The sequence below is a fragment of the Streptomyces sp. 3MP-14 genome, assembly GCF_006334905.2.
GTDB lineage: Bacteria > Actinomycetota > Actinomycetes > Streptomycetales > Streptomycetaceae > Streptomyces > Streptomyces triticirhizae.
In genome coordinates this window covers 336,803-358,548 of record NZ_VDLZ02000003.1, presented here as the reverse complement: position 1 = coordinate 358,548, position 21,746 = coordinate 336,803, and the positions used below count along the sequence as shown (strand labels likewise).

Below are 21,746 nucleotides of genomic sequence, written 5' to 3'. Positions count from 1 at the left end.
CGGGCCGCCATGTGCGGAACGCCCGCGCCCTGCTCCCCGCGCGTGCGGGGATGTTCCCGCCCTAAGGCTGTGGATCTTCTCCGGCGGGTTCTGCTCCCCGCGCGTGCGGGGATGTTCCCGGCCCCGCGCCGGGGCGGCGGCGGGGCACAGTCTGCTCCCCGCGCGTGCGGGGATGTTCCCGTTGGGTCGCCCGCGCCGTCGGCAGCCCAACCCTGCTCCCCGCGCGTGCGGGGATGTTCCCGAGCGCACCAGCGAGAGCTACGCGCCGCTGGACTGCTCCCCGCGCGTGCGGGGATGTTCCCTCTGCCGCCGCAGTGCGGACGTCCTGCGCCCACCTGCTCCCCGCGCGTGCGGGGATGTTCCCTCCTTCAGGCCGGCGGCGATGGTGAGCCACCGCTGCTCCCCGCGCGTGCGGGGATGTTCCCAGGATCAGCGTGGGCCGAGGCCAGGAGACAGGCTGCTCCCCGCGCGTGCGGGGATGTTCCCGGGTGCGCCCGCCGCGCACCTCGGCACCGGAGCTGCTCCCCGCGCGTGCGGGGATGTTCCCGAGGCACGAGAGGCACGAGGGAATCTCCAAGACTGCTCCCCGCGCGTGCGGGGATGTTCCCCGCCCATAAAACGTCCCCCGTCTCGCCTGTGGCTGCTCCCCGCGTGTGCGGGGACGTTGCCGAGCTGTCCGCCTCCGGCGGTTCATCCGCCGGGGCGGCGCAGGCGCTCCCGGAGGGCCTGGGCGCGGGCGTCGTGCGCTTCGCCCATCAGCCGCAGCGCCTCCGCGCGCCGCTCCCGGGCCGCCGCCGCGTCCGTTCCGGCCAGCGCGTCGGCCAGCGCGGCGAGCGCCAGCGCCGCGTGCCACCCGTCGCCCAGCCGCCGGTACACCTCACCCGCGCCCTGCCAGGCCAACGCCTCCCGGCCCCGGTCACCGTACCGCCGGTGCAGCGCCGCCGACCGCTGGTAGGAGACCAGGGCCTCCGCCGGCTCGCCGGCGGCCAGTTGGGCCGCGCCGAGCGTCAACAGCCAGTAGCCCTCAGGCCGCAGGTCGCGCAGGTCGAGCGCGATCCCCACCGCCCACCGCGCGGCGTCCAGCGCCGCCGCCGTCTCGCCCTGCTCGCGCAGCGCCTCGCTCAACACGTGCAACGCGTTGCCCTCGCCCCGGCGGTCGCCCAGCGCGCGGTGCTCGCGCAGGGCGCGCTCGGCCGCCTCGCGCGCCGCCGGCAGCTCGCCCGCCCGCAGTCGGACGGTGGCGACGTTGGCGAGCACCGTGGCCGCCCGGTGCGGCGGACCCACCGCGCGGAAGACGGCGTGCGCCTCGTCGAAGCTGGCCGCCGCCTCGCGAAGCTCGCGGCGCCGCAGGTGCACCAGGCCCAACAGGCTCTGCACGTCCGCGATGCCGGCGCGGTCCCCGAGGTCCCGCCACAGCGCCAGCGCCTCCCGGTAGCGGGCGACGGCCTCGGCCAGCTCGTTCTGCCCGACGTGCGCCATCCCGAGGTCGGTCAGCAGCATCGCCTGCCCGTCCCTGGCCCGCGCGGCCCGGGCCAGTTCGAGGCCGGCCCGGCCGGCCGGCGGCCACAGCAGGGTGCCGGTCGACGGCGGCTGGGCGTCCCAGAGCACGGCCGCCAACCGCCAGCCCAGGTCCGGCCGTTCGAGGCGGGCGGTGAGCGGAACGGTGGCGACCAGGTTCGGGAACTCGCGCTCCACGAAGTCCGTCGCCGCGTCGTAGTCGGCGAAGCCGCTCTCGGCGAGGGCCGTCGCCACGGCCGCCTCCGCCGGCTCGGGCGCGGCCCACTCCTCCGTCGGGCTCAGCCACCGGGCGGCGGCGACGGCCAGGCCCAGATACCAGTCCACCAGCCGGCGCAGCGCCGCCCGTTGCCCCTCCGCCGGCTCCTCGCGCCGGGCCTGGTCGCTGGCGTAGGCGCGCAACAGGTCGTGGAAGGCGTAACGGTCGGGCGCCGTCTGCTCCAACAGGTGGGCGCCGACCAGCACATCGAGCAGCTGGCGGGTGCGCGCCCTGGCCAGCCCGGCCAGCGCCGCCGCCGCACCCAGCCCGACGTCCGCGCCCGGGTGCAGCCCCAGCAGCCGGAACAGCCGCGCCGCCGCCTCCGGCAGCGCCCGGTAGGACCAGGCGAAGACGGTCCGCACCGCCTCCGCCTCCTCGTCGTCCCCGGTGCTCAACGCCTCCCAGAGCGCGGACTGGTCCCGCAGCTCGGCGATCAACTCCCGCAGCGCCAGGTGCGGTCGGCCGACCGCGCGCTCGGCCGCGATCCGCAGCGCCAACGGCAGCCCGGCGCACAGCCGCGCCAACTCCGCCAGCTCCTCCGGCGTGTCCCCCGGCCGGTGTTCGGCGGTCACCGCGCGCAGCAGCGCCACGGCCTCCTCCTCGGGCAGGGTGCCCAGCGTGATCCGCCGGGCGCCGTCCCGAATCGCCAGGCCGGGCAGGCGACTTCGGCTGGTGATCAACGTCAGGCAGCTCGCCGTCCCGGGCAGCAGCGGCCGCACCTGGGCGACGGTGGCCGCGTTGTCCAGCAGGATCAGCATCCGCCGGTCGGCCAGCAACGAGCGGTAGAGCGCGGCGGCGGCGTCCTGGTCGGCCGGCACGCCCTCGGGCCGCACCCCGAGGGCGCCCAGAAACCGGTGCAGCGCCTCGGACGCGGCGACGGGCTCGCCGGGGCGGGCGTTCTCGCCGGGGCGGGCGTTCGCACCGGGCTCGGCCGGTTGGGTGTCCTCAGGCCGGTTGATGGTCCCGCCCCCCGGGCAGCGCGGGCGGCGGCAGGGGCGCCACCGCCCGGTCGAAATAGTCCGCCAGATCCTCGCCGCGCTCATACAGCGTGGCGATGAACGCCTCCCAGGCCGCGACCAGTTCGGGATCGTCGAGCCGGACGCCGCCCGCCGGCACGCCCTCGGGCGTGTAGTTCACCCGGTAGAGCGCCAACCCGCCGAGCACCACCACCTCCGGCAGCGGCCCGGCCGCCTCCCACTGCCGCACCAGGGCGCCCGGCACCACACGCACACGTTCGCCGTACTCGACGGAGATGCGCAGCGAATGCAACTCCCATTGCAGATAGGGCGTCAGGGGTTCCTCGACGATGCGCACCCGATGGAAGAAGGAACCCTTCCGCCGGTCCTCCTCCGCGTACTGGGCGAGTTTCCCGCGGCCCTCGTCCAGCAGGCTCAGCGCCCTTTCCCAGTCGCCGTCCTTCAACGCCTGGCGGGAGCTGGTGGATTCCTCGAAGTGTTGTGCGCGCTCCAACTTCCAGGAGTCATGGCCGCGCACGCGCGCATCGACCTCAGCGAAGTCCGCCTGGTACTCCGACCAGCTCATCCGGACGCCGCGTTCCAGGTCGAGCGGGGGAATTTCGAGGTCAGGCATCCGGGATATCACCTTTGCGAGGAGTGGGAGGGAGAAGTTTTTCGAGGAGCAGGGAGGAGAAGGCGGAGCGCGCATGTATGCGGTGGGTCTGGGGAGCGTGGCGTCCCGTGAATCGACGTTGCATTGTGCCTTCCTCTTGCCACGGGTGGCAGCCGAACGTTCCTCCTTCATCCTTTCGGGGGAAGCACGCGTGACCTCCCCCCGCGCGCCCCCTCCCGCCCCGCGCCCCGGAAAACTGGTTGTGCGTGGCCCGGGCCCAGGCGTCACCATTGGTGACCGAGCGGCCGACGAGCGTCGCGACCGCCCGTCAACTGACCGTTGACGCACGGCGGTTGACCGTAGGGAACAAGGGGGAGCCATGGCGTACACGGAACTGTCCGGTGTCCGGGTACCGATCCGCATGTGGGCGGACCCGGCGGAGGTCGAGGACAGCGCGATGCGGCAGCTGCGCAATGTCACCACCCTGCCCTGGGTGCGCGGGCTGGCCGTGATGCCGGACGTGCACTACGGCAAGGGGGCCACCGTCGGCTCGGTGATCGCCATGGAGGGCGCGGTCTGCCCGGCGGCGGTCGGCGTGGACATCGGCTGCGGCATGTCGGCGGTGCGCACCTCGCTCACCGCCAACGACCTGCCGGGCGACCTGTCGCGGCTGCGTTCGCGGATCGAGCAGGCGATCCCCGTAGGGCGCGGGATGCACGACGAGCCGGTCGACCCCACGCGGCTGCACGATTTCGGCGCGGGAACCCGCGCGGCCTGGGACGACTTCTGGTCGCGCTTCGACGGGGTGGCCGACGCCGTGTCGTTCCGAAGGGACCGCGCGGGGCGGCAGTTGGGCTCGCTGGGCTCGGGCAACCACTTCGTCGAGGTCTGCCTCGACACCGAGGGCGCGGTCTGGTTGATGCTGCACTCCGGCTCGCGGAACATCGGCAAGGAGCTGGCCGACCACCACATCGGCGTCGCGCAGGGCCTCCCGCACAACAAGGGGCTGATCGACCGCGACCTGGCGGTGTTCGTCGCCGACACCCCGCAGATGGCGGCCTACCGGCACGACCTGTTCTGGGCGCAGGAGTACGCGCGGCACAACAGGGCCCTGATGATGGCGCTGCTGAAGGACGTGGTGCGGAAGGAGTTCCGCAAGGCCGGGCCCCGGTTCGAGCGGGAGATCTCCTGCCACCACAACTATGTGGCGGAGGAGCGGTACGACGGTATGGACCTGCTGGTCACCCGCAAGGGCGCGATCCGCGCGGGGGCCGGGGAGTACGGGATCGTACCTGGCTCCATGGGCACCCGTTCCTACATCGTCCGCGGCCTGGGGAACGCGGACTCGTTCCAGTCCGCGTCGCACGGCGCCGGGCGGCGGATGAGCCGGGCGGCGGCGAAGCGGCGGTTCACCGCCGAGGACCTCGTCGAGCAGACGCGGGGCGTGGAGTGCCGCAAGGACTCCGGGGTGGTCGACGAGATTCCCGCCGCGTACAAGCCGATCGAGCAGGTCATCGAACGGCAGGGCGACCTGGTGGAGGTCGTGGCCCAGCTGCGGCAGGTCGTCTGCGTCAAGGGCTGAGTCAGGGCCCGAGTCAGGGGCTGAACGGGCCGGCGCCGGGGGCTCCTCCGAACTTCTCGGAAATTCGGGGGAGTGCCCCGGGGCGGGTGGGGCATACGAAGCTCAGGAGGTTGGTAACCATGGGCATGGTATTGCTCATTCTGCTTCTGGCCCTGCTGCTGTTCGGTCTGGGATTCGTGGTCAAGGCACTGTGGTGGATCGCCGTCGTCGTGCTGGTGATCTGGGTGCTCGGATTCCTGATCCGCCCGGCCACGGCAGGCGGCCGCCGAGGTCGCTGGTACCGCTGGTAGCAGATAACGGCCGGCTTCCGCATTCCTCCGCCCATCCGGGTGAGAACTTCCCCGCCCGGGAAGGGAATTACTCGACCGCTTCGACGTTACGAACCACAACCGGATTCCCCGTGACGGGAATTCCCGCAGAGACCCGCTGCCGGCCCGGTGCCCGGTGACACACCGGGCCGGCAGCGCCCACGTGTGCGTGCGGCGTGTGCCCGAGCCCGCGCCCCGGCGGATGAACCGCCCCCGGTCCCTGCGGTGCGTGCGTCGCCGCGCGCGGTGCGCCAGGATCGGTCCATGCGGCAACACGCGACGACCGGCGAGCCGGCCCGGGTTCTGATCGTCGAGGACGAGCCCAACATCCTCGAACTCCTCACCGCCTCGCTGGAGTTGAGCGGCTTCGCCACCCGGGGCGCGCCCGAGGCGTCGGCGGCGCTGGTGGCCGCCGACGCGTTCACGCCGGACATCGCGGTGGTGGATGTGACGCTGCCCGGCCGCAGCGGCCTTGAGCTGGTGGGCGACCTGCGCGGCGTCGTGCCGGAGCTGCCCGTGCTGTTCCTCACCGCGCGCGACACCGTGCAGGACCGGCTGGCCGGGTTCAGGGCCGGCGCCGACGACTATGTGACCAAGCCGTTCAGCCTGGAGGAGGTCGTCTTCCGGCTGCGCGCCATCCTGCGCCGCTCAAGCCGCTCGGGCCGGGCCGGCCAGGCCGGCGACGGGACGGCGCGGAGCGAGCCGCTGCGCTACGCCGACCTGGAGCTGGACGAGGACGCGCACCAGGTGCGGCGCGCCGGCCGGCCGGTGCGGCTGTCGCCCACGGAGTTCGCCCTGCTGCGCTATCTGCTGCTCAACGCCGGCCGGGTGGTGAGCAAGGCGCAGATCCTGGACCGGGTGTGGAGCGGCCAGGCCGACGACACCCGGATCGTGGAGACCTATGTGAGCTATCTGCGCCGCAAGGTCGACGCGGCGGGCCCGACGCTGATCCAGACCGTGCGGGGCGTCGGCTACAGCCTGCGGCTGGCCGAGGAGGAACGACGGTGAGCACCCCTCCCGGTGCGAGGCCGCGCCGGTTCCGCCCCTGGCCGCGCAGCCTCGGCGCCCGGCTGACCGCCACCCTGCTCTGCCTGACCTCCCTGTGCCTGCTGGCCTTCGGCACGGCCGGCACCGTGCTGCTGCGCCGTTCGCTGATCGAGGAGGTGGACGACCGGCTGGTCCGCCTCTGGCGCACCGAGGGCGAGGACATGCCCCCGCCGCCGGGCGAGGAGTCGCCCCCGCCGTTCCCCACCGACCTGCGGACCTTCGAACTCGACGCGGACGGCGAGGTGCGCCGCGTGGTCGGCAGGACCACCTCGGACGACGCGCTGCCCGACCTCGCCGACCGCGACCCCGCCGAGCTGCGGTCGTTGGTGGGCCGCCCGTTCACCGCGCCGAGCACCGAAGGGGACGGCTCCTGGCGGGTGTTGACCTCGGAGAGCGGCGACGGCGGGTTGCGCGTGGTGGCCCAGTCGCTGAGCGACGTGGAGAACACCCTGGACCGGCTGGTGATCATCGAGACGGTGGTCGGGCTGACGCTGCTGCTGGCCATCGGCGCCGGCGCGGTCGCCACGGTGCGGCTCCAGCTGCGCCCGCTGCGGGAGATCGAACGGACGGCCCAGGCCATCGCCGGCGGCGACTGGGAACGCCGGGTGCCGGCCCAGGACCCGGCGACGGAGACCGGCCGGCTGGGCGCCGCGCTCAACACGATGCTCGGCGAACTCGCCCGGGCGCTCCACGAGCGGGACCGCTCCGCCGAGACCACCCGCCGCTTCGTCGCCGACGCCTCGCACGAGCTGCGCACGCCCCTGTCGTCGATCGCCGGGTTCGCCGCGCTCCACCGGCAGGGCCGGGAGCGGGGCGTGGTCGCGGCGGACGCGCGGACCGAGCGCTGGATGTCGCTGATCGAGGAGGAGGCGCAGCGGATGGGCGCCATGGTGGACAGCCTGCTGATCCTGTCCCGCTTCGACGAGACGCCACATCTGGCGCCGTCCGACGTGGAGTTGGGGGAGATCGCCGAACGGGTGGTGGCGGCCGCCCGGGTCCGCTCCCCCGACCGCCCGATCGAACTCCACGTCGCCGAGCCGGTGTTCGCCGTCGCCGACGCGGAGCGGCTGCGCCAGGTGCTGGACAACCTGGTCGGCAACGCGCTCCTCCACACCCCGCCCGGCACCCCCGTGCGGGTGGCGGTCACCCGCGCCGACCGCCCGCCGCCCCGGGGCCCCGGCGCGGTCGGAACGCTGCCGGCCGGGGTCTCCGAGGTCGCCGTGATCACAGTGCGGGACGAGGGCAGGGGCATCCCGCGCGAGGAACTGCCCCGGCTCTTCGACCGGTTCTACCGGGCCGGCCCCGCCCGGGCCGCCCCAGGAACGGGCGCCGCCGCCCCAGGAACGGGCGGCGGCGGGGCGGGAACGGGCGGCGGCGGGGCGGGGCTCGGGCTGGCCATCAGCGCCCGGTTCGTCGAGGCGCACGAGGGGACGCTGTCGGTCGACTCGACGCCGGGGCGCGGCGCGGTGTTCACCGTGGTGCTGCCCCTGGGCTGAGGCCGGTGTCCTCCGGCGCCTCGGCCGTCACGGCGTCGAGGCGTTCGGCGAGTTGCTCCCCCGCCTCGGCCGCGTCCGAGTCGCCGGCGTCCTCGGCCCGTGCCACGACCGAGTCCAGGAGGTCCGTCGCGGTGCCGTCGGCGATCAGCTCCTGGTACAGCTCGGCGTAGGCCCGCTCGTACAGCTCCAGGAACGCGTCGTCGGCCAGGAACCGCTCCTTCAACGCGCCGCTGCCGAGGGACGAACGCCCGCCGTCCGGGACCTCCCCTTCGGGAACCTCGACTTCGGGAGCCTGCCCCTCGGGGAGCTGCCCTTCGGGGAACGGGGCGCCGCCGTCCGGGAGTTCGGGCCGTTCGCCGTCCTCGGGCGCCTGCCCGCCCTCCGGCAGCTCGCCGTCTTCGGGCCGCTCGCCGCCCGCGCCGCCACCCGGGCCACCACCCGCGCCGCCGCCCAAGCCGGCGCCCCCCATGCCGCCGAAGGCGAGGTTGAGGTCCCAGGAGAGCACGGTGAACCGCTCCGCCTCCGTGTCGTACCACAGGTAGTAGTTGTTGCCGGGACCGTCCATCCCGTCACCGTTGGAGAGCAACGCCTGGGTCGCGAGATAGCGGGCGAAGGACTCCACGTCGAGGTACGCGTCGAGCCGTGCCGCGAACTCCTCGTCGTCCGCCTCATCGACGAACCGCAGCAGCCGGGTCACCGGCGTCAGGTCCTGGCCGCCGGCCGCGTTGACCTGGCGGAACGACTCCTCGTAGGCGGTCGGGTCGTCCCCGAGGTAGTCGAACGAGCCGCCGGCGCGCGCCTTGTAGAGCACGCCGTCGCCCAACTCCGCCGCCCAGGGCTCGTCCGGGGACTCCAGCAGCAGCCGGGGCGCGGCCTCGCCGCCGTTGACGGCGACCGAGGCGAACGCGAAGTCCTGGGTGACCTGCCCGTCCTCCGCCGTCAGCGCCAGGGCCAGCGCCTCGTTGAGCGCCGTCGCAGAGGTGGTCGTTCCCGGGCGCAACGCGATCTCGGTGTGGCCCTGGTAGGCGCGACCGCTCTGGAACTCATCGAAGCTGATCAGCCAGGGCAGCTTTTCCGGCTCCTCGTCGGAGAGCGCCACGCCGCCGATCCCGCCGCCCCGGCCCTCGGGAGCGGCGTCCTCACCGGCGCCGCCGTCGGCTCCACCGCCGGCCGCCTGGTCCGAACGGAGGCCCATCAGCGTGGAGTTGCCCTTGAGCCGGAGCGCCACGTCGTTCACCACGGTGCCGTCGATCACCACATCGGCCCTGATGTACTGCTTCTCGCCCTCCTCCCGAAAGACGCGCAGCATGTCGGCATACTCGTCCTCGTTGAAGGTGACCTCGATGCTGTGTTCCCCGCCGTCGAAGAGGTCGCCCTCGCCCTCGATGTTCTGGGTGACCGTCTCCGCCGCGACCAGCTCCGAGCTGACATAGGGCCGAATCCGCAGCCCGCCCAGCGCCAGCGTCAGCACCAGCACCGCCGCGCCCAGGGCGGCGAGCACCCGCCAGTGCCGCCGCAGCCGCATCGGCAGCCGGTGCCGGAGCCGGCGGCGGCCCGGGGCCGCGCCGGAGGGGGAACGCCGCCGGCCCATCACAGGTCCGTCTGGTCGTAGCCGGTCAGCACCGCCGCCTTCTGTCCTGCGGTCGACTCCCGCAGGGCGCCGACCAGTTGGCCCGGCGTGACGCCGCTCTTCAGCCGCGCCGTGTAGGCCAGCTCCAGCAGCGCCCCGCCGCGCACCGACTCGGTGCTGATCAGCTCGTGCTCGTCGGTGTGGCGCAGCAGCACGTCCTCGACGGCCGGGCCGTGGTCGTAACCGTCCGCCGGCACCTGCACCTTGACCAGCTGCCGCTGCACCTGGAGCGCGAACCAGTTGAACCGGTGCAGCAGCAGGATCACCAGGCAGATCAGCACGGTGGCGATCCCGGCCAGCGCGTAGAAGCGGGTGCCGCAGGCCATGCCGAGCGCCATCACCAGGAAGATGAAGCCGACGTCCCTGGTCTCCTTGATCGCGTTGCGGAAGCGCACCACGGAGAGGGCGCCGACCAGCGCGAAGGCACGCGCGATGTTGGAGCCGACCACCAGCATGATCAACGCGATCAGCATCCCGAGGATGATCAGCGTGTGGACGTAGGACTGGCTGTAGGAGATGTTGCGGTGGGTGGCCCGGTAGGTCCAGGCGACGACCAGGCTGGTCACCAGGGCGAGGGAGAGGGCGACCGTCACGTCCAGGACGCTGAACGTGCCGGACAGGTCGGTGATCCCGAAGTCGAGTTCCATGGGTGTTCCTGTCAGCGAGAAGAAGGGGTGGGAGGGTTGCCCGGGGGTGGGAGGGTTGCCGGGGCTCAGGCGGGCTGTCGTTCGACGGCCGGGGACCCGGGGGCCGCGTCGTCGGTCTCCGGCACGTGGAAGACGGAGCGCGGGGCCCGGCCGAACGCCTCGACGCTCTGGCAGTACTTGGAGATCCGCCGCACCTGGAGCCCGTGGCGGGCGGCGAGGTCGGTGATCCAGTAGGGCACCCGCTCGTTGGCCTTGACCTCCATCACCACCAGGTGCGGGCTGATGATGGCGCGGTTCTCGGCCTCGGCCCGCAGGTCGAGGTCCCGGTCGCGGCCCCGCACCCGATGGTCGAAGGTGACCCGCAGCCCCAGGTCCGAGTCGACGCCCACGAAGGGCTCGCGGCGGTAGCCGGTGATGGCGGTCGGCCGCAGGTCGAGGCGCTGGACCAGCTCCAGCACCTCGTCGACGAACGGCTGGTCGGCCTCGGGGTGGGCGATCCGCCGCCGCCCGTCGCAGAGGTCCCTGGCCAGGCGGTAGGGCAGCAGCACCCGCCGCTTCTGGGTGACGCGGTTCACCCGCTGTTTGATCTCCACCGAGACCTGGGCGTCGTCGGGGGCGGGGCCCAGCTCGCCGTAGCGGCGGATGCGCAGCTTGCGCCGGAACCGCAGGCCCTCGATCTTCTCCCAGTAGAAGCGGAGGCCGGTCGTGTCGTAGTAGAGGCTCCACACGCCGTAGCCGCCGGGCCCGCCGTTGACACCGGGGCCGCCGTTGCCATCGGGCCGCATCCGGGCGGCGACCTCGCGGCGGATCTCCTCGACCCCGGCGGCCGGCACCAGGTACTTCAGCTCGTACCGGTTGAACGCGTGCAGAGCGCGGGGTGAATCCATCGTTGCCATGGGGAGAAGGGAACGCCATGGAGGTGGGAGAACCCGGAGAGTCAGCTGAGAGATAGCTGAGAACGCGACGCCGCGTGGTGGTTGGGTGGCTGTGGGGTGGGTTGGGGGTCCTTCGGGTGTGAGGGCCGGCACAGGTCGTTGGTCCTCTACGAGGCCGGGTCGTGGACGGGCGGGGGGTGTGGGGGTGGTGTCGTGGCGGGGTGTGGGGTGGGTCGAAGGTCCCGGGGTGTGGGGGTGTTTTCGCAGGTCAGGGCTTTGCCATGGGGGTGGTCGGCGGTGCATGTTGGGTGTCGGCCGCCCACCAGCGACCCGCACCCCCGCCCCCTTTCACGAAAGAGGACGCCTTCATGACCGCCAGCACCCACGGCACCTTCCGGACCATGACCCGTCCGGTCGTGATGGCCGGCATCGTGACCGTCGGCGCCACGGCCCTGACGCTCCCCTTCGCCACCACCGCCACCGCCGACGACACCACCCAGGCCGGCATCACCACCGCCACCGCCGACCAGACCACCGCCCCCGCCGCCTACACCCCCCACGGCCCCGACGGCCTCCTCGGCAAGCCCACCACGGCTGACAACGACACCAACGACGAGAACGCCGACGACAACGCCGACAACGGCGCCGACGCCGACGCTGAGCGGGATGGCGACGCCGAGGAGGGCGGCAAGCCCGCCGAGAAGACCCAGCCCGAGGACGAGAACCAGGCCGCGGAGGACGGCAAGCCCGCCGAGGGCGTCATCGACGGCCACGCGGACGGCTTCGACGCCGACACCGGCCGGGGCGAGAAGTACCACCAGGACGGCTCGCTGGTCGTCATCCCGCAGAACGAGCAGCCCAAGCCCGAACCCGCCTCCAGCGAACAGATCGACGGCTGGATCAAGGAAGCCCTCAAGATCATGGAGAAGGAGGGCATCCCCGGCACCTACGACTCCATCCACCGCAACCTGATGCGCGAGTCCGCCGGCGACCCCCTGACCATCAACCTCTGGGACACCAACGCCGAACAGGACATCCCCTCCAAGGGACTCCTCCAGGTCATCGACCCCACCTTCGAGCAGTACCACGTCGACGGCACCAGTAAGAACATCTACGACCCCGTCGCCAACATCACCGCCGCCTGCAACTACGCCGCCGACCGCTACGGCTCCATGGAAAACGTCGACAGCGCCTACTGACCGACCGAGACCAGACAGCAGAAGAAGCACGGGGGAACGTGGCCCGTCGTCCGTCCCAGCCCGCCGCCGGTGAGGGTTGAGATGTGGCGGCGGGCCACGACGTTCCCGTGCCGCGCGGGAGACGCGGCGCGGGTGGGTGTCTGCCCTGACAGCGGGAGGTTACCCCGTTTTCCGCTCATCTGAGCGTCTGAGTCATCAGACGTGGCGGGCATCACGCGCACAGGCCGCGCAATCGCCAGCAAACAGGGACAAGATCCCCAACCAACCCCGCGCTCAGTCGAGTTCGTTGAGCCGCTGGTCCGCGCGGTCCGGCGCATAGAGGGACTCGACGACCATGGCCGCCGCGCCCGTCAGGCCGGCGCGCTCGCCGAGCCGGGAGGTGACCACCTGGAGATAGGCCGTCGTCCTGGGCATCGCCCGCTGGTAGAGGAGTTCCCGCACCCCGGTGAGGAACGAGGGGCCCGCCAGGTCCCCGGCGACCATCAGCACGCCCGGGTTGAGCAGGGTGACCACCGTCGCCAGCACGCCGCCGACCAGGCGGCCCGCCTCGCGCGCCAGGCGCACCGCGTCCGGCTGGCCGATGGTGAGCTGGTCGCGGACGCCGGAGCCCGAGGTCGTCGGGATGCCGGCCGCCGTCAGCTGCTCGGCGATGGCCCGGCCGCTGGCCACGGCGGCCAGGCAGCCGTAGGAGCCGCAGCGGCAGAGCGCCCGGGGATGGTCGCTGAGCCGTATGTGGCCGATGTCACCGGCCGCACCGTCGAACCCCCGGTACATCTCGCCGTCCACCACCACGCCGGCGCCGATGCCGGTGGAGACCTTGACCAGCAGGAACGCCGAGCAGTCCGGGAAGCCGTGGCGCTGCTCGGCGTAGGCCATGAGGTTGGCGTCGTTCTCGACCAGCACGGGTATCGCCGCGCCGGCCTCGCCCACCTGGGCCGCGAACGCCGCGCGCATCGTTTCCGCGATCGGGTGCCGGTCCCAGCCGGGCATCATCGGCGGCTGGACGACCTGCCCCAGGCCCGCGTCCACCGGCCCCGGGACGGCGAGACCTATGCCACACACCGCGTCTACGGAGACGCCCGCCTTCTCGACGAGCAACGCGAACCACTGGCCGAGCCGTTGGAGCACCTCCTCCGGGCCCTGGCTGATCAGCAGCGCGCCGGAGTGCTCGGCGAGCACCGTTCCGCCGAGGTCGAGGACGGCGGCGCGGGCGTGGCGGGTCTCCAGGTCGGCGCAGAGGACGACGGCGTGGGTGGTGTCGAAGTGCAGCCGCACGGCGGGCCGTCCACCGGTGGGCGCCTCCACGGGGTCGCCCGCGCTCTCCTTGACCCAGCCGGCGCGGAAGAGCTGTTCGAGGCGGCCGCCGACGGTGGATCGGGAGAGGCCGGTGACGCGTTGCAGCTCCCCCCGCGTGGTCGCGCGACCGGTACGGATCAGCCGCAGAAGGTGACCCGCGCTCGACTGGTTCATGCCCGCTGCCTTCCCCTGGGGCGGATATCTCACCCCCCGGAGCTTGTGAAGTAGATATTACAGCGGTACTTTTGCGTGTTAAGTAGACGTAACTCTACGGTACCTTCGACAAAACACCGCGTGCCGTCATGCCCCCGACGCCGGCGCCACCGTCCATCGGAGATCACGTGGATCGCGCTGACCAGTCCACCAGCCCGCACACAACCGCATACAACGGAGCGCGCCGCGTACTCACGGGGAACTGGGTGGGCGCCTCCACCGTTCCGTCGCGTTCGCTCTATCCGCACCAGTGGAGTTGGGACTCCGCCTTCGTCGCGATCGGGCTCCGGCACCTCTGGCCGCTGCGTGCGCAGCGCGAGCTGGAGACGCTGCTGGCCGCGCAGTGGCAGGACGGGCGGGTGCCGCACATCGTCTTCAACCCCTCGGTGCCGCTGGCCGCGTACTTCCCGAGCCCCGACTTCTGGCGCTCCTCCTCGGAGGGCGCCGGCTGCGGAGCGCCGGCCGGGACGGAGACCTCCGGGCTCGTCCAGCCGCCGGTGCACGCGGTGGCCGCCTGGCTGACGCACCGGGCCGACCCGGTCGCCTCGCACCAGCGGGGCTTCCTGCGGCGGGTCTACCCGCGCCTGGTCGCCTGGCAGCGCTATCTCACCGGCGCCCGCGACCTGGGCGGCCACGGGCTGGCGTCGATCGTCCACCCCTGGGAGTCGGGGATGGACAACAGCCCGTGCTGGGACCCGCCGTTGGCCCGGATCGATCCCGTCGGCAGCGACACGTTCCACCGCGCCGACCTGCACCACAGCCGGCCCGCCGACCGCCCGACCGACCTGGACTACGGCCGCTATGTGCGGCTCGCGGAGAACTACCGCGACCACGGGTACCTGGACCGGGACTGCGGCCACCCGTTCGCCGTCGAGGACCCGGCGGTCAACGCGCTGCTGATCCTCTCCGAGCACGCCCTCGCGGAGATCGCCGGCGCGCTGGGGCGCGACCCGAGCGATCACCTGGTGCGCGCCGAGGAGTTGACGACCGCGCTGGTCAAACGGCTGTGGCACGCGGAGTCCGGGCAGTTCCTCGCGCACGACGTGATCGCCGACGAGCCCATCGCCGAGCACAGCGCGGCGGGGCTGATCCCGCTGGTGCTGCCCGGGCTGCCGGAGGAGACGGTGCGCGCCCTGGTCGCGACGGCCACCGGCCCACGCTTCGGCCTCGGCGTCAGCACCCGGATGGTGCCCAGCTACGACCTGACCGGCCACGCCTTCGACCCGGCCCGCTACTGGCGCGGACCGGCCTGGTTCAACGTCAACTGGCTGGTCGAACGCGGCCTGCGGCGCCACGGCGAGCTGGCGCTGGCCAACGAGCTGCGCGCCAACCTGACGCGGCTGGCGGCCAGTTCGCGGTACGCCGAGTATGTCGACCCGGTCACGGGCGAGGCGCGCGGCACCCGCGACTTCAGCTGGACGGCCGCCGTCACCATCGACCTGCTGGCCGAGCCGCCACTGCCGGCCGGCGGCCTGCTGCCCGCACCGCACCACGCCGAGGAGCGGCTCGTTCCCGCGTCCGTTCCCGTTCCCGTTTCCGCTGACTGACCGCCGGCCGCCCGGCCGCCCGCGCGCGCCCCTCACGCACGCCCCGCGCACGCGCCCCTACTCTTCGCCAAGTTCATAAGGACCAAAGGAGTCGCGGTGATCCCGACGCACCACTGTCTGCTCGTCCAGGACGGCACGTTCGCCGCCGTCGGCGAGGGCGGTGACATCACCGGCGAGCGGGGCGCGAGCCCCGACGGGCTGTTCGCGCGTGACGCCAGGCACCTCAGCCGCTGGCAGCTCACCGTGGACGGCGCCGCCCCGACCGTGCTGGTGCCGACGCCGACCGGGCCCACCGGCGCCGTCCCAGCCCGCGCCACCGCCGTGCTCACCCAGCCGGCCGCCCGCACGGACACGCCCGCGCTGACCCTCTTCCGCGAACAGACCGTGCGGGAAGCGGAGTTGACCGACCACATCCGGATCAACGGCAACGGCTCGCGGCCGGTCACCGTGCTGCTCGCGCTGACCGTGGACGCCGACTTCGCCGACCAGTTCGAGCTGCGCGACGACCACCGCTGGTACCAGAAGCCGCACGCCGTGCGCACCCGTCAGAAGCGCGACGACGGCGTGGAGTTCGGCTACCGGCGGCGCGAGTGGCACTCCCGGACGGTGGTCACCGCAGACCCGGCGCCCGACGCCGTCGAGGAGACCGGCAGCGGCGCGCGCCGGCTGTGCTGGCGGATCGAGCTGCCGCCGCACGGCAGCACCACGCTGCGGCTGCGGGTCACGGCGCACCCGCACGGCGCGGCCGAGCCGGCCGGCGAGGCGCCGGAGCCGCGTCGAGTCCCGTTCGGCGAGGGCGCGTTGGGGCGGGCCTGCGCCCAGGGCGACGCCGACCTGGCCGCGCTGCGGCTGGCCGCCACCGGGCCCGAGGGCGAGGCGCTGCGGGTGCCGGCGGCCGGCGTGCCGTGGTTCGTGACGCTGCTCGGCCGCCACGCGCTGATCACCTCGCTGCTGACCCTGGACAGCCACCCCGAGCTGGGCCACGACACCCTGCTGGCGCTGGCGGCGACCCAGGCCACGGACGAGGCGCCGGAACGTATCGCCCAGCCCGGCAAGATCGTGCACGAGGTCCGCCACGGCGAACTGGCGTACTTCCAACAGGTGCCCTACGCCCGGTACTTCGGCTCCGTGGACGCCACGCCGCTGTTCCTGGTGCTGCTGGGCGCGCACGCCGAGCGGACCGGCGACGACAAACTGGCGCACCGCCTGGAGCGGCACGCGCGGGCCGCCGTCTCCTGGATGTTCGACCACGGGGGCCTGACCGAGCACGGCTATCTGCGCTACCGCGCCGACGAGGGTGGGCTGGCCAACCAGAGCTGGAAGGACTCCCCCGACGCGATCTGCTTCCCCGACGGCACCCCGGCGCGCGGCGCCATCGTTGCGGCGGCGCCGCAGGGCTACGCCTACGCCGCGCTGGTCCGCGCCGCCGAACTGGCCGGCTCCGTCTGGGCCGACCCGGCCTGGGCCGAGCAACTGGCCGGCGCCGCCGACGCGTTGCGGGAACGTTTTCTGGCGGACTTCTGGCTGCCCGAGGCCGGCTTCACCGCCCTGGCCCTGGACGGCGAGGGCCGCCGCGTGACCACCCTCGGCTCGGACGCCGGGCACCTGCTGTGGACCGGCATTCTGGACGCGGCGCGGGCCGAGGTGGTCGGGGAACGGCTGCTGTCGCCCGCGTTCTTCTCCGGCTGGGGCATCCGCACGCTGGCCACCGGGCAGGACGCCTACCATCCGCTGGCCTACCACCGGGGCGCGGTCTGGCCGCACGACAGCGCGATCGCCGCGCTCGGGCTGGCCCGGCACGGCCAGCACGAGCGGGCCAGGACGCTGGCCGACGGGCTGCTGGCGCTGGCCGCCGCGCACGACTACCGGATGCCGGAGGTCATCACCGGGCACGGCCGCGACGACCACCCCGCGCCGGTGCCCTACCCGCACGCCTGCTCCCCCCAGTCCTGGGCGGCGGCCACCCCGTTCGCCCTCCACGAGGCCCTTGCCGGGCCGTGAGTGCCGAGCCGCCGCCGGCTCGGCGCCGGCGGCGATCGGCCACGGCCGGCCAGCGGCCGCCAGACACCGCCGGCCACGCGCCGGCGCTCCGGCAGCGCCGCAGGCCCCACGCGGTAGCGGTCAGCCGCCGGCGGCAGCCGGGCCGCTCGCGGCGCCCACGGCGCCGGTTCAGCCGGCGGCGGCGGCCGGCGGCGTCAGGTGGGACAGGTCCAGCTCGGCGACAGGGTACGGACGTTCGGGCGGCAGCAGCGCTGCCGCAGCGTCGAGGTCGCCGGCGCGGACCAGGGTGTGGACCTCGTGGGCGAGCGGGGTGACGTCGCGGATGGCGACGATCCACTCGTCGGCGTAGCGCGCCACCGCCGCGCCCGCCAGGCCGAGTTGCAGGGAGCGGTGGTCCAACGGGCGCAGCCGCAGGTCGCGTTCGGGGTCCCACTGGACCCGGGTCGGGGCGGCGCGCAGGGCGGAGCGCCAGGCGTCGCGGTCCGCGTGCACGGCCGGGTCGAAGTGGGAGAGCGCGGCATGGCGCAGCGCCCAGCCGAGGCCGGCGCGGCTCATCTCGACGGCCAGCACCGTCTCCTGGCCCGGCTTGGTGCCCCAGCCGCAGCGGTACATCATCCAGCGGAAGGACGGCTTGATCCAGGTCATCCGGTCCCGCTTCCAGCCCGGCGGGAACCGCCCCTCGCGGGCGGCCGGCAGGCCGATGCCCGGCTCGTAGGCCTGGTAGACGGTGACGGTCTCCTCGGTGTACACCGCGCGAATCTCCCGCGCGGGAACGGTCGTTGACATGCCGACGATGCTCGCCCCCGGCAGCCGACGGCGGCAACGGCTTTCCGCGCGCCGCTTCAGGCGCCGGGGATGGCCAGGCCGTCGTGGACGGCAGCGGAGCCCGCCTCACTCCGGAGCAGGACCATGGCCTTCCGGCGGCAGGGTGACCGTGAATTCGGTGCCGTTGTGATCGCTCTCGACCACGATGTTTCCGCCGTGCGCCCGCACGATCGCGGCCGCGATGGACAGCCCGAGTCCGGTACTGCCGGAGGTGCGGTTTCGTGCGAGATCGCCACGGGTGAAGCGGTCGAAAAGCTTGGGCAGGAGGCCCGGGTCGATGCCTGGACCGTCGTCGGCTACGACAATTCTCACCGCCTCGGTACCGTCCGTGACGGACGTGGTCACGCGCGTGCCGGCGGGGGTGTGCTTCCCCGCGTTGCCGAGAAGGTTGATGAGCACCTGGCGCAGCCGGTGTTCGTCACCGACGACCTCGATCGATTCGTCCACCTCGACGAGCCACTCGTGATCCGGGTACGCCGCGTGCGCGTCGTCGGCGGTCTCGATCGCGAGCAGGGAGACGTCCACCGGCTCGCGTCGGAGTGCCTGTCCCGCGTCGAGCCGTGCCAGGAGCAGCAGGTCTTCCACGAGGGACGCCATCCGCTCGGCCTCTGACCCGATCCGGTCGAGCGATCGCGCCTGAGTCGCGCTCATCTCGGTCTCGTCGGACTGGGCGAGGAGCGCGTAGCCCCGGACCGAGGCGAGAGGGGTACGCAACTCGTGGCTGGCATCGGCGACAAAGGCGCGAAGCCGGTCCTCGCTCTCCTGTCTCGACATGAGTGCCGCCTCGACGTGGTTGAGCAGCGTGTCGAGTGCGGCGCCGACCCTGCCCACCTCGGTTCGCGAGTCCTCGGCGAGTCCGGCGCGTTCGGGCATCGTCACCGCTCCTGCCTCAAGGGGCCGCCGCGACACGCGTTCGGCCGTGTCGGCGATCCGTCGCAGCGGCCGCAGGGCTGCGGTCACCAACCATGCGAGGCCCAGAACCGCGACGAGGAGCGCGGCGCCGACCACCACCACGAGGATCGAGGAGAGCGAGGCGACGGTCGCCGAGACATCCCGCGTCGACAGACCGGCGACCACGAGGGAGTCCTCGACTGACTGGGCGGCGACGCGGAAGGACCCGATCTCTCCCCCGAGCTCAACCGTCGCGGGCGTTCCCTCGTCCTCCACCGCTGCCGCGATCTCCGAAAGCTGCGCGGGTGTCAGCGAGACGGTGCTCCCGTCCCGGCCGACATACGCGGAGCTGACCGTGGAGCCGTCGGCCGCGAAGACCACTTCGAGGCTGTCCACCCGCGGGCGTGGCCCGGCGCGCTCCGGCCCGTCGTCCTCAGGGGACCCCGCGTCCGGTCCGACTCCTTCCGGTCCGATGGCGAGTTGGAGGCCGGTGCGGACGTCCTCGTCGAGACGCTTGTAGAGCGAGGCCCGGAGCGAGAGCACCGTCACCGCCGCGGAGAGGATGAGGGGGACGAGCACCAGCGTGGTCGTGCCGAAGATGAGTTTCCGGCGTAGGGGCCAGCGTTGTAGCAGCCGGAGCGGGGTCACGAGTCGGCCTGCTTGATCATGTAGCCCACACCCCTCACCGTGTGGATGAGGGGCGGGCCGGAGGAATCGATCTTCTTGCGCAGGTAGGAGATGTAGATCTCCACGACACCTGATCGACCGCCGAAGTCGTAGCTCCACACGTTCTCGAGGATCTGCGCGCGCGTCAGCACCTGCCGCTGGTTCCGCATGAGGTAGCGCAGCAGCTCGAACTCCTTTGCCGTCAACCGGATCGGCACGCCGCCGCGCCGCACCTCGTAGCTGCGCTCGTCCAGCGTCAGATCGCCCACGACGAGCGGGCCGTCGTCGCTCTTCACCCCGACGTACCGCCGGGCCATGCCCCGGACCCGAGCCACGACCTCCTGGAGGTGGAACGGCTTCGTGACGTAGTCGTCGCCGCCGGACGTGATCGCCTCGATCCTGTCGTCGACCCCGTCCTTGGCGGTGAGGAACAGCACCGGGACGTCGTTACCCGCGGCGCGCAGTCGCCGCAGCACCTCGAGCCCGTCGAGGCCGGGCATCATGACGTCGAGCACCACGACGTCGGGGCCGAACTCGCGCACCAGGTTCAGCGCCTCCTGCCCGTTCCCCGCGCTCTCGACGAGCCAGCCCTCGTTGCCCAACGCCATCACCAGCAGTTCGGCGAGGTTCCGCTCGTCATCGACCACGACCGCCCGCACGGGCGAACCGTCGGCGCGAGTGAACCGCTGCGGGAACACGGCATTGCTCATGCGTCCAGGTTCGCCTATCAAGGCCGGCTCGCGAAGGCTCCGGCGGCTTGCACGAGCAAGTCTTATCCGCCGTTCGGGCGCCTCTTGTCGTTCGTGAATGTCGCGCCGCTTGGATCGTGGTCACAGGCGATTCCGCGAAGGAAGACGAACCATGTTGACATCAAAGACGAAGAAGCGGCTGCTCAGCGCCGCCGCGTGTGTGCTCGTGTCCGGCCCGCTGCTGACCGGCTGCGCCACCGGCACCGACACCACCACCGCCTCGGCCTCGACGAGCTCGGCGACGGCGACCTCCACCGGTTCGGCGGACAGCGCCGACGCGACCACGACGAGCGAGACGATCTCCAGCGTCTCGACGGCCGCCGAGGCGTTCCTCGCGACGCTCTCCGACGAGCAGCGGGAGGCCGTGCTGTACGACTACGACGACGAGACCAAGACGACGTCCTGGTCGAATTTCCCCGTCACGTTCGTCGACCGCGCCGGCCTCAACCTGAACGACCTCACCGACGAGCAACGGGACGCGGCCATGGAGGTGCTGGAGGCCCTGTTGAGCGAGGAGGGCTACGAGACGGTCACCGGGATCGTCGGGGGCGACGAGTACCTGCTTGAGAACTCGAGCACCACCGAGACGTCCCTCGGCCAGTACTACATCGCCTTCTTCGGCGACCCGACCGGTGAGAGCGCCTACGAGGTGCAGTTCGGGGGGCATCACCTCGGGATCAACGCCACGCTCGACGCCGCGTCCGACGCGATCACCTTCGCGCCGACCCACCTGGGCGTGCAACCCGCCGTGTACACGGACGAGGAGGGCAACAAGGTGCAGCCGTTCGACGGCATCTACACCGATGCGTTCGCGTTCTTCGACAGCCTCACCGAGGAGCAGCAGGCGACGCTCACCTCCGGCGACGTCAGCATGTGCGCCCCCGGCGACACGTGCGACTTCGCCACCGGTTCCGGGCTCACCGGCGCCGACCTGACGGACGAGCAGAAGCGACTGCTGCTGGAACTGATCGCGAACTGGGCGGGCATGGCCGACGAGGAGACCACCGCGGACGCTCTGGCGGAGATCGAGGCCACCCTCGACGACACGGTCGTCGCATGGTCGGGCGAGACCTCCTACGACATGAGCACCGGGGAGGGCATCTCCTTCTCCGTCTCAGGACCGAACGTCTACGTCGCCTTCCAAGCGCAGCAGGGCTCGGCCGGTGCCGACGTCGACGGGGTGTCCACCTCCGGCTGGGGCCATGTCCACACCATCTATCGAGACCCGACGAACGACTACGCGAACAGCGTCACCCAGCAGGAAGCCAGCGGCATGAGTGGCGGTCCCGGTGGCGGCGGGGGCATGTCTCCGGGCGGTCCCGCCGGTGACGCTGGCGACACCCCGCCGGGGGCCGCCCCTGGCTCCGAGGGGTGAGTCTCACATCCCGCGCAGCCTCCGGCGGCAACGACTTTCCCGGCGCGCGGGCCGCT

17 protein-coding genes and 1 CRISPR repeat array (1 of these 18 cut by a window edge) are annotated in these 21,746 nt (G+C 72.7%); of the genes, 8 read left to right on the top strand and 9 right to left on the bottom strand.

The window, feature by feature from the left end; genetic code table 11:
* Positions 1-669: a CRISPR direct-repeat array (repeat unit 29 nt; unit sequence CTGCTCCCCGCGCGTGCGGGGATGTTCCC); it reaches 340 nt to the left of the window's first position.
* Between the two features lie 21 nt (positions 670-690).
* Both FH609_RS06085 and FH609_RS06080 read right to left on the bottom strand, forming a co-directional pair.
* A complete protein-coding gene (locus FH609_RS06085; RefSeq protein ID WP_226961437.1) occupies positions 691-2,592 on the bottom strand; it encodes a tetratricopeptide repeat protein in 1,902 nt (633 codons plus the stop codon).
* Positions 2,593-2,719: 127 nt separating this feature from the next.
* Positions 2,720-3,364, bottom strand: coding sequence for a DUF6879 family protein (locus FH609_RS06080; protein ID WP_139666132.1), 645 nt, complete (start codon positions 3,362-3,364; stop codon positions 2,720-2,722).
* A 358-nt stretch (positions 3,365-3,722) separates the two neighbouring features.
* Here FH609_RS06080 and FH609_RS06075 point away from each other — a divergent pair, with 358 nt between their 5' ends.
* The 4 genes from FH609_RS06075 to FH609_RS06060 all read left to right on the top strand — a co-directional run bounded on the left by FH609_RS06075 (position 3,723) and on the right by FH609_RS06060 (position 7,776).
* On the top strand, positions 3,723-4,925 hold the full coding sequence (locus FH609_RS06075; RefSeq protein ID WP_139666131.1) for an RtcB family protein: 1,203 nt from the start codon (positions 3,723-3,725) through the stop codon (positions 4,923-4,925).
* A 125-nt stretch (positions 4,926-5,050) separates the two neighbouring features.
* The gene (locus FH609_RS06070) at positions 5,051-5,215 is read left to right on the top strand and encodes a hydrophobic protein (RefSeq protein ID WP_405378829.1); all 165 of its coding nucleotides are present in this window, start codon (positions 5,051-5,053) and stop codon (positions 5,213-5,215) included.
* Positions 5,216-5,497: 282 nt separating this feature from the next.
* A complete protein-coding gene (locus FH609_RS06065) occupies positions 5,498-6,241 on the top strand; it encodes a response regulator transcription factor (protein WP_139666129.1) in 744 nt (247 codons plus the stop codon).
* A complete protein-coding gene (locus FH609_RS06060; RefSeq protein WP_139666128.1) occupies positions 6,238-7,776 on the top strand; it encodes a sensor histidine kinase in 1,539 nt (512 codons plus the stop codon). The genes FH609_RS06065 and FH609_RS06060 overlap by 4 nt, the downstream gene beginning before the upstream one ends.
* Here the strand turns inward: FH609_RS06060 and FH609_RS06055 are convergent.
* The 3 genes from FH609_RS06055 to FH609_RS06045 form a co-directional block, all read right to left on the bottom strand.
* Entirely contained in the window at positions 7,751-9,367 is a 1,617-nt protein-coding gene (locus FH609_RS06055; RefSeq protein WP_193317784.1) for a CotH kinase family protein, read from the bottom strand. The two genes, FH609_RS06060 and FH609_RS06055, sit on opposite strands and share 26 nt — an antisense overlap.
* Complete coding sequence (locus tag FH609_RS06050; protein ID WP_139666127.1) at positions 9,367-10,053, bottom strand: DUF4956 domain-containing protein; 687 nt, start codon at positions 10,051-10,053, stop codon at positions 9,367-9,369. Before FH609_RS06050 ends, FH609_RS06055 begins: the two co-directional genes overlap by 1 nt.
* A 65-nt stretch (positions 10,054-10,118) precedes the next feature.
* Complete coding sequence (locus FH609_RS06045; protein ID WP_226961436.1) at positions 10,119-10,949, bottom strand: polyphosphate polymerase domain-containing protein; 831 nt, start codon at positions 10,947-10,949, stop codon at positions 10,119-10,121.
* Positions 10,950-11,296: 347 nt separating this feature from the next.
* Here FH609_RS06045 and FH609_RS06040 point away from each other — a divergent pair, with 347 nt between their 5' ends.
* Positions 11,297-12,127, top strand: a complete 831-nt coding sequence (locus FH609_RS06040) for a transglycosylase SLT domain-containing protein (protein ID WP_139666125.1) — start codon at positions 11,297-11,299, stop codon at positions 12,125-12,127.
* Positions 12,128-12,400: 273 nt separating this feature from the next.
* Here FH609_RS06040 and FH609_RS06035 read toward each other — a convergent pair whose 3' ends face one another.
* The gene (locus tag FH609_RS06035; RefSeq protein WP_139666124.1) at positions 12,401-13,597 is read right to left on the bottom strand and encodes an ROK family protein; all 1,197 of its coding nucleotides are present in this window, start codon (positions 13,595-13,597) and stop codon (positions 12,401-12,403) included.
* A 128-nt stretch (positions 13,598-13,725) separates the two neighbouring features.
* Between FH609_RS06035 and FH609_RS06030 the strand changes: the two genes are divergently transcribed.
* Together FH609_RS06030 and FH609_RS06025 are read left to right on the top strand one after the other, a co-directional pair.
* Complete coding sequence (locus FH609_RS06030; protein ID WP_139666123.1) at positions 13,726-15,183, top strand: MGH1-like glycoside hydrolase domain-containing protein; 1,458 nt, start codon at positions 13,726-13,728, stop codon at positions 15,181-15,183.
* A gap of 99 nt (positions 15,184-15,282) precedes the next feature.
* On the top strand, positions 15,283-17,184 hold the full coding sequence (locus FH609_RS06025; protein WP_139666277.1) for a glycogen debranching N-terminal domain-containing protein: 1,902 nt from the start codon (positions 15,283-15,285) through the stop codon (positions 17,182-17,184).
* A 168-nt stretch (positions 17,185-17,352) separates the two neighbouring features.
* Here the strand turns inward: FH609_RS06025 and FH609_RS06020 are convergent, their stop codons facing one another.
* From FH609_RS06020 to FH609_RS06010, 3 genes are all read right to left on the bottom strand, one after another.
* On the bottom strand, positions 17,353-17,970 hold the full coding sequence (locus tag FH609_RS06020) for a DUF4291 domain-containing protein (protein WP_139666122.1): 618 nt from the start codon (positions 17,968-17,970) through the stop codon (positions 17,353-17,355).
* A 105-nt stretch (positions 17,971-18,075) separates the two neighbouring features.
* The gene (locus FH609_RS06015; RefSeq protein ID WP_226961435.1) at positions 18,076-19,548 is read right to left on the bottom strand and encodes a sensor histidine kinase; all 1,473 of its coding nucleotides are present in this window, start codon (positions 19,546-19,548) and stop codon (positions 18,076-18,078) included.
* Positions 19,545-20,276 carry a response regulator transcription factor gene (locus FH609_RS06010; protein WP_139666121.1) on the bottom strand — a complete coding sequence of 244 codons (732 nt, stop codon included), beginning with the start codon at positions 20,274-20,276 and terminating at the stop codon, positions 19,545-19,547. The genes FH609_RS06015 and FH609_RS06010 overlap by 4 nt, the downstream gene beginning before the upstream one ends.
* A gap of 151 nt (positions 20,277-20,427) precedes the next feature.
* Here FH609_RS06010 and FH609_RS06005 point away from each other — a divergent pair, with 151 nt between their 5' ends.
* The gene (locus FH609_RS06005; protein WP_139666120.1) at positions 20,428-21,690 is read left to right on the top strand and encodes a DUF3500 domain-containing protein; all 1,263 of its coding nucleotides are present in this window, start codon (positions 20,428-20,430) and stop codon (positions 21,688-21,690) included.
* Positions 21,691-21,746: the final 56 nt, after the last annotated feature.